Below are 6753 nucleotides of genomic sequence, written 5' to 3'. Positions count from 1 at the left end.
GGTTTCCCCGCGACGCGCAAGGCAGGCCGTTGCCGAATCCACGGAACGTCGGAGCGCCGCCCCCTGGCACAAGTGCCCCGACCGGCCCCCCCTCCGACATCCCGCCACGCGCTTCGGGCAGCGAACCGCCCGAGCCGCCCGAGAAAGGTCCCGCCGCGAAAACGCAGAAGAAGTCCAGGTGGCGCTCCGTCCGACGCACGCTGTATGTGCTGGTGGCGTTGGGTTTGATCGTCCCGTTGCTGGCCTTCATGGTCGCGTACACCGTCGAGGACGTCCCCCGTCCGGGCGATATCCCGACCAATCAGGTGGCCACCATTCTGGCGTCCGACGGTAATACCGAGCTCGCGCGTTTCGTTCCCGAAGAGGGCAACCGCACCGACGTGGAGATCGACCAGATCCCACTGCACGTCCGCAACGCGGTGATGTCCGCCGAGGACCGTGACTTCTATTCGAACCCCGGCTTCTCCATCACCGGCTTCGGTCGCGCTCTGCGGGACAACGTTCTCGGCCGCGACAGTGCAGGCGGCGGTTCGACCATCACGCAGCAGTACGTGAAGAACGCGCTCGTCGGCTCCGAACGGACGCTGACTCGAAAGATGCGTGAGCTCGTCATCTCGTCGAAGATGGCCCGCCAATGGTCGAAGGACGACATCCTCGCCGCGTACCTCAACACCATCTACTTCGGCCGCGGTGCATACGGCATCGCCGCTGCGTCGACGGCTTACTTCGGCAAGCCCGTCGACCAGCTGTCGGTTGAGGAGGGCGCGGTTCTCGCCGCCACCATTCAGCAACCGTCCGGCCTCGATCCGGAGTTCAACATCGAAGGTGCGCAATCTCGCTGGAACTACGTCCTCGACGGCATGGTTTCGCAGGGCAACCTCGAGCAGGCTCAGCGCGACGCGATGGTCTATCCACGATGGGTTCCGAGCGCGGAGGTCGACACCGGCGCCGCAGACGAGGGGCCGAACGGTTTGATCAAGGCCCAGGTTCTGCGCGAGTTGGCCGACGCGGGGGTCAGCGGTCAAGATCTCAACACCGAGGGCCTGCAGATCACCACCACCATCGATCCCGCCGCACAGGCCTCGGCCATCGAGGCCGTGAACTCCAACATGGAGGGCGAGTCGCCGGACCTCAGAACGGCGTCGGTCTCGATCGATCCGCGCACCGGTGCCGTGCGGTCCTACTACGGCGGCGCGGACGGACGCGGGTTCGATTTCGCTCAGTCCGGATTGCAGACCGGATCGTCGTTCAAAGTGTTCGGGCTCGCTGCCGCGCTCGATCAGGGCATCCCGCTGTCGCAGATGTACGACAGCTCCCCCCTCACGGTCAACGGAATCTCCATCGGCAACGTCGAAGGTGAATCCTGCGGAACGTGCACGATCGCCGAGGCGCTCAAACGGTCGCTCAACACGAGCTTCTACCGCCTACAGCTGTCCATGGACAACGGCACGCAGTCCATCGCGGACATGGCTCACCGACTCGGTGTCGCCGAAGAGATCCCGGGCGTCGGACCGACTCTGACCGAGCCGAACGGCGTCGGACCCAACAACGGAATCATCCTGGGCCAATACCAGTCCCGCGTGATCGACATGGCGTCGGCGTATGCGACGCTCGCCGCGTCGGGCGTCTACCACGCACCGCACTTCGTGCAGCGCGTCGTCACCGCCGATGGCACCGTCCTTCTCGACCGCGGACCCGAGCCGGGCGAGCAGGTCGTTCCGGCGGCGGTCGCCGACAACGTCACCGCGGCGATGCGTCCGATCGCCGGGTACTCGAACGGTCACAACCTTGCCGGGGGACGCCAGTCCGCAGCCAAGACCGGCACCGCGCAGCTCGGCGACACCGGCGAGAACAAGGATGCCTGGATGGTCGGTTACACCCCGTCGTTGTCGACCGCAGTGTGGGTCGGTACCGAACAGGGCCTGCCGCTGCAGAACAGCTACGGCGGATCGATCTATGGTTCGGGTCTTCCCTCGGACATCTGGAAGGACACGCTCGACGGCGCTCTGGAAGGGACACCGAACGAGCAATTCCCGACGCCCGAGCCCATCGCGGGTCAGGCGGGTGTGCCGCAGTACTCGGCCCCCGCAGCTCCGCGTACGACCGCGGCTCCTCCGAGGACGACGGAGCAGCCGCCGATCACGCTGCCTATCCCGACCGAGATTTCACCGCCGGTGGTGATCACACCCCGACAGGTGGAAATCCTTCCGGGAGTGACGATTCCGCTGCCTGGCCTCGCTCCTGCTCCGGCGCCGTCACCGGCGGAGCCCGCCGAACCGGTCGATCCCGCGGATCCGGCGGGGCAACCCGCACCCGCCCAGGGCCGGTAACCTTACCGGGGTGAGCGAGAGTAGATCCGGACGCCTCGGTGCACGCCGGATCGCGAGTCCGGCCGAGCCTGCGCCGGATCTGCGCTCGGATCACGCGAGGGACCTGCCTGCATCGTCCGACCCGATGACGGCCCAGATGGCGGCCGTCATCGGTGGTCCGGCAGGCAAGCATGCTTTGATCGGGCGACAACGCTTCATGACGCCTCTGCGAGTTCTGTTGCTGCTCACAGTCGTGTTCCTGAGTTTCGGATGGTTCGCGAAGGCCGGCTGTATTCAACAGGCGCCCAACGGTCCGGACGGCCAATTGGGATTGGACTGGAGCGGTAGCCGTCAATACGTGGCGATGTGCTATTCGGATACGGTGCCGTTGTTCGGCGCCGAACGCTTGGACGAGGGCGCATTCCCGTACAAGAAGTCCTGGGAAGAAGTTGCCGCAGACGGCACCACGCAGATTCGGTACATGGAGTACCCGGTGCTGTCGGGGTTGTACCAGTACGGCTCGATGGTCGTCGCCGACGCGTGGGCCGCGCTCACGTCGTTGCCCCAGGCGCTACCGGTGGTGGTGTACTTCAACGTCGCGGCCCTGGGGCTCGCGGTCGCATGGTTGATCACGGTGTGGGCCACTGCGATCTCGGCGGGTAGACGAGTCTGGGACGCCGCCCTCGTCGCAGCGTCGCCGTTGGTCATCGTGCACGGCTTCACCAATTTCGACGCTCTCGCAACGGCATTCGCGGCCGGCGGAATCTTGGCGTGGAGCAGGAAGAAGCCGGCGTTGGCCGGCGTCCTGCTCGGTTTGGGCGGCGCAGCGAAATTGTATCCGCTCCTCCTGCTGGGTCCGTTGCTCGTATTGTGTTGGCGTGCAGGCAAGATGCGCGAGTGGGGCATTACCGCGGCCACCGCCGTCGCGGCTTGGCTCGCCGTCAATCTCCCGATCGCCGTGCTCTACCCGAGCGGATGGTACGAGTTCATTCGGCTCAACTCCACTCGCGGCGCCGATCCCGACTCGATCTACAACGTGATCTCTTCATTCACCGGATGGAGCGGATTCGACGGAGTGCTCTACCCCGGTGACGAGCCGCTCATCCTCAATGCCGTGACGCTGCTGCTCTTCGCTGTCGTATGTTGTGCGATCGCGTACATCGCGATGAACGCGCCCACCCGACCGAGGTTGGTGCAGTTGGCATTTCTCGTCGTCGCCGGGTTCCTCCTGACGAACAAGGTGTGGAGCCCGCAGTACTCCCTGTGGCTGGTTCCACTCGCCGTGCTCGCGCTGCCGCACCGGCGACTGCTGTTGGCGTGGATGACGATCGACGCGCTGGTGTGGTTTCCCCGGATGTACTACTACCTCGGTGTTGCCAACAAGGGTGTGCCCGAACAGTGGTTCACCGCGGCGGTGGTTGTCCGGGACCTCGCTGTCTTTGGATTATGTGCCCTCGTCGTACGGCAGATCTACCGGCCCCGGGAAGATCCGGTGCGCGGGAGAGGAGTCGACGACCCCCAGGGAGGGGTGCTGGACCGGGCCCCCGACGTTCATCGGCCGAGGAAAGCCGCCCCTCGCGAGGCGGCTCCCTCGAAGAACCTAGGCCTATAGGTACTTCCCGAGCTGCGGAACTGCCTCGCCTGCGTGCTTGGCGTTGATGCCGTCGCCCAGAGCCTGCAGCTTCCAGTTGCCACCCTCGCGGTACACCTTGGCCATCACCAGACCGGTGAAGGGCATACCGCCCTGCATCGTGAACCGCGCCAATTCGGTGTTGTTGGTGTCGTCGACCAAGCGGCAGAACGCATTCTGAACTTGCTCGAACGTTTGGCCCCGGTACGACGTCACGGTGAACACGATGGCCGTGACCTGTGGCGGCACTCGCGTCAGATCGACCTTGACGACCTCGTCGTCGCCCTCGCCTTCGCCCGTGAGGTTGTCACCGGCGTGCACGATGGACCCGTCCTTGGCCTTGAGCTGCCCGTAGTAGACGACGTCGGCGACGTTGCGGCCGGCGAACATGATGGCCGACGCGTCGAGGTCGATGTTGCCTCCCTTGCCACCGCCGCCGAAGAAACCGGTCTTCTTCGGTGCTTGCACCGGGTCCCATCCGAGGCCCATTCGGATGACGGTCAGCGCGACGCCGCCGTCCTTCTTCAACGTGACCTTCTGGCCCTTGGTGAGACTCACCGGACGGGCCTTGGTGAGGTTGACTTCCGGTGGGCCTGCGGGCGCTGCCGGCGGCGCAACGGGTGGGGGTGTTGCTGCAGGCGGTGTCGGGGCGGGCGGTGCAGGCGGAGGTGTCGAGGCCGGTTGCGCCGCGGGAGCATCGTCGACGGACACGCCGTGGTCGGTGACCAGCGCTGCGAAGCCGCCCGCGTATCCCTGGCCGACCGCGCGGACCTTCCAGGCTCCCGACCGGCGGTAGATCTCGACCGCAATGACGATGGATTCGGAGCTGAGCCCGTCGATCGAGTAGTGAAACAGCGGGGTTCCCTGCGCATCGGCCACGGACGCGGTCGGGGGTGTCGAACGCCCGAAGCTGCTCGACGAGTCGTCGAGCGTGATGACGGCGCGGATTTGTTCGATGTCGGCCGGCACCTGAGACAGTGAGATGGACAGCTGTCCCGGCTGGCCCGCCTGACCGGGAAGGAGGCGAACGCCCGGTCCGGTCGGCTGGTTGAAGAACACGAAGTCCGCGTCGGTACGGACTTTGCCGTTTGCACCGACCAGCAGCGCGGACAGGTCGGCAGGCGCAGAGAGCTGCACGGACACGACCACGTCGTTCGCGGTGATCGGGCCGTTCTGACCCTTCACCAAGGGTTGGCCGGCGGGAGCAGACATGTATGTCCTTCGGGTCGAATGCGGATTCTTGGCTCGCTCACCAATGTACTGGGTCGTTTTGTCCGATTGGCGCGTACTGACAGCCGTCGGGCAGAGAAGCCACTCAGAAGTATCCTGCGGCTGTGTAGGTCAGTCCTGCGGCTGTGTAGATCAACAGTCCGACGGCCATCGAAGCCAATGCGACCGAGGCGACGACGTTGATTCGGTCGGTGCCGATGCGCATGACGATCGGGGCCAGGACGAAAGCCGGCAGCGTCCACCAGACGACGCCGAGGGCAACATCGATGACGGTCAACAGCAGCATCTGTTGCCAAATCGGTTGGCCGGAGGTGATGAACTGGGGCGCTACCGCGGCGAAGAAAATGATGGCCTTGGGATTGGTCAAGTTGGTGACCATGGCTTGCCGCCACCCATGATCAGCCAGTCCGGACCCGGTATCAGATAGGCGACCATGGCGACACCGGCGAATCCGAGAACTACCGACAATTGCACGTCGACGGGCTCCAATCATGTTGCCGCGTCGCTACTGTCGGCGGTCGCGGAAGAAGACACGGGCATCGTCGACGAGAATATCCGTAGGAACGCGAGATCAGTAGGCAATCGATTCGTCGACGCACCGCCGTATTTCGGCAGCAAGTTCTTCGGCCGACACGGGCAGCACACTGATCATCGACGAGTGGCGAACCATGTACCGGCCGTCGCCTCTGAACTCCACCCACTGAACGCCGGTGGTTCCTTCCTGCGGCCTGCTGTCGGCTGCCGAACCTGCGCAGACGAGAATTTCCCCGGCGCCGGACGGGGAACGGGCGAAGAGCTTCTCGTACCGCTGAATATTCGTCTGGGGTTCGACGCGAGCCATCAGGGGCGACGCAGGCGCCGCGTCGGAGGGCCGCTCGACGTCGATTCGGGCTGTCGATCCTCGCTGGGCCGACGGGAGGACGGAGAGAACTGCGTTCACCGCGGCTGATGCGGCCGTCAAGCGCAAAGTGACACGCCCGCCGGACAATTCGTCGGCCCCCGGAGCCTGCGTCAACACCGCAGCGAACCCATGCCCGACGGCTGCGTGGGCCCGTAGTTTGACCGCCCCTGCGTTCTGGGTTCTCGTGTGGCCTACGACCTCGATACGCACGAGTGGCCTCAACACGATGTCGACGGCCAACCGCAAATCGTCGTCCAGCGCCCGCTGCGCCTTGTTGCTCGCCTCGTGACGCTGCCGGTGGTAGTCGGCGGCAGAATCTGCAATCGGCCGGTACTGCAACGGGAACGGCAACCGGTCGCGGCCGACTAGTTCGAGCAGCATGCGGAACGGGAGGCCGTCGAACTGCCAGGTGAGCTCGTTCACCCGCCGAGCACCGGGGGTGCGACGAGAGGAAGGGTGCCCACCAGCCGGTCACCGTTGACCGCGTCGACGAGGTAGCCCGGTGTCTTGTGTACATCGTCGTCACCACCGGAGCCGCGGCCTCCTGCCGGTGCCATGGCGCCCATGCCCGCCATCCCCGAACCGCCGGGACGTCCCGCGACCGGCCCACCGCCGCCACCCGAACCACTGCCACCGGAACCACTGCCGCCAGAACTGCTGCCCCCCGAGCCACCGCCGAGACC

Annotated in this window: 5 protein-coding genes and 1 pseudogene; 2 read left to right on the top strand and 4 right to left on the bottom strand. The window is 65.6% G+C overall.

All coding sequences use genetic code 11. The annotated features are described in order from the left end of the window. Nucleotides 1–29 precede the first annotated feature (29 nt). Both WBQ44_RS07150 and WBQ44_RS07145 read left to right on the top strand, forming a co-directional pair. Nucleotides 30–2330 (top strand): transglycosylase domain-containing protein, encoded by a 2301-nt coding sequence (locus tag WBQ44_RS07150; RefSeq protein ID WP_495566023.1) that lies wholly within the window; start codon nt 30–32, stop codon nt 2328–2330. 124 nt (nt 2331–2454) lie between these two features. Next, complete coding sequence (locus tag WBQ44_RS07145; RefSeq protein ID WP_495566022.1) at nt 2455–3921, top strand: glycosyltransferase family 87 protein; 1467 nt, start codon at nt 2455–2457, stop codon at nt 3919–3921. Here the strand turns inward: WBQ44_RS07145 and WBQ44_RS07140 are convergent. The 4 genes and pseudogenes from WBQ44_RS07140 to WBQ44_RS07125 form a co-directional block, all read right to left on the bottom strand. Then, entirely contained in the window at nt 3916–5151 is a 1236-nt protein-coding gene (locus tag WBQ44_RS07140) for a TerD family protein (protein ID WP_495566021.1), read from the bottom strand. The two genes, WBQ44_RS07145 and WBQ44_RS07140, sit on opposite strands and share 6 nt — an antisense overlap. A 103-nt stretch (nt 5152–5254) precedes the next feature. Next, entirely contained in the window at nt 5255–5536 is a 282-nt protein-coding gene (locus WBQ44_RS07135) for a LysE family transporter (protein ID WP_495566020.1), read from the bottom strand. A gap of 204 nt (nt 5537–5740) precedes the next feature. Beyond that, nucleotides 5741–6493 (bottom strand): ESX secretion-associated protein EspG, encoded by a 753-nt coding sequence (locus WBQ44_RS07130; protein WP_495566019.1) that lies wholly within the window; start codon nt 6491–6493, stop codon nt 5741–5743. Beyond that, nucleotides 6490–6753: pseudogene (locus tag WBQ44_RS07125) on the bottom strand (hypothetical protein); the annotation flags it as partial. The gene WBQ44_RS07130 and the pseudogene WBQ44_RS07125, both read right to left, overlap by 4 nt.

Source organism: Rhodococcus sp. (in: high G+C Gram-positive bacteria) (assembly GCF_049591685.1).
Taxonomy (GTDB): domain Bacteria; phylum Actinomycetota; class Actinomycetes; order Mycobacteriales; family Mycobacteriaceae; genus Rhodococcoides.
Note: the sequence above shows the minus strand (reverse complement) of the source record. Positions and strands in the feature narration are given on the sequence as shown.

Coding starts and splice junctions, on each gene's coding strand:
- WBQ44_RS07145 (WP_495566022.1), top strand. CDS start 2,455: ATGACGGCCCAGATGGCGGCCGTCATCGGTGGTCCGGCAGGCAAGCAT.
- WBQ44_RS07140 (WP_495566021.1), bottom strand. CDS start 5,151: ATGTCTGCTCCCGCCGGCCAACCCTTGGTGAAGGGTCAGAACGGCCCG.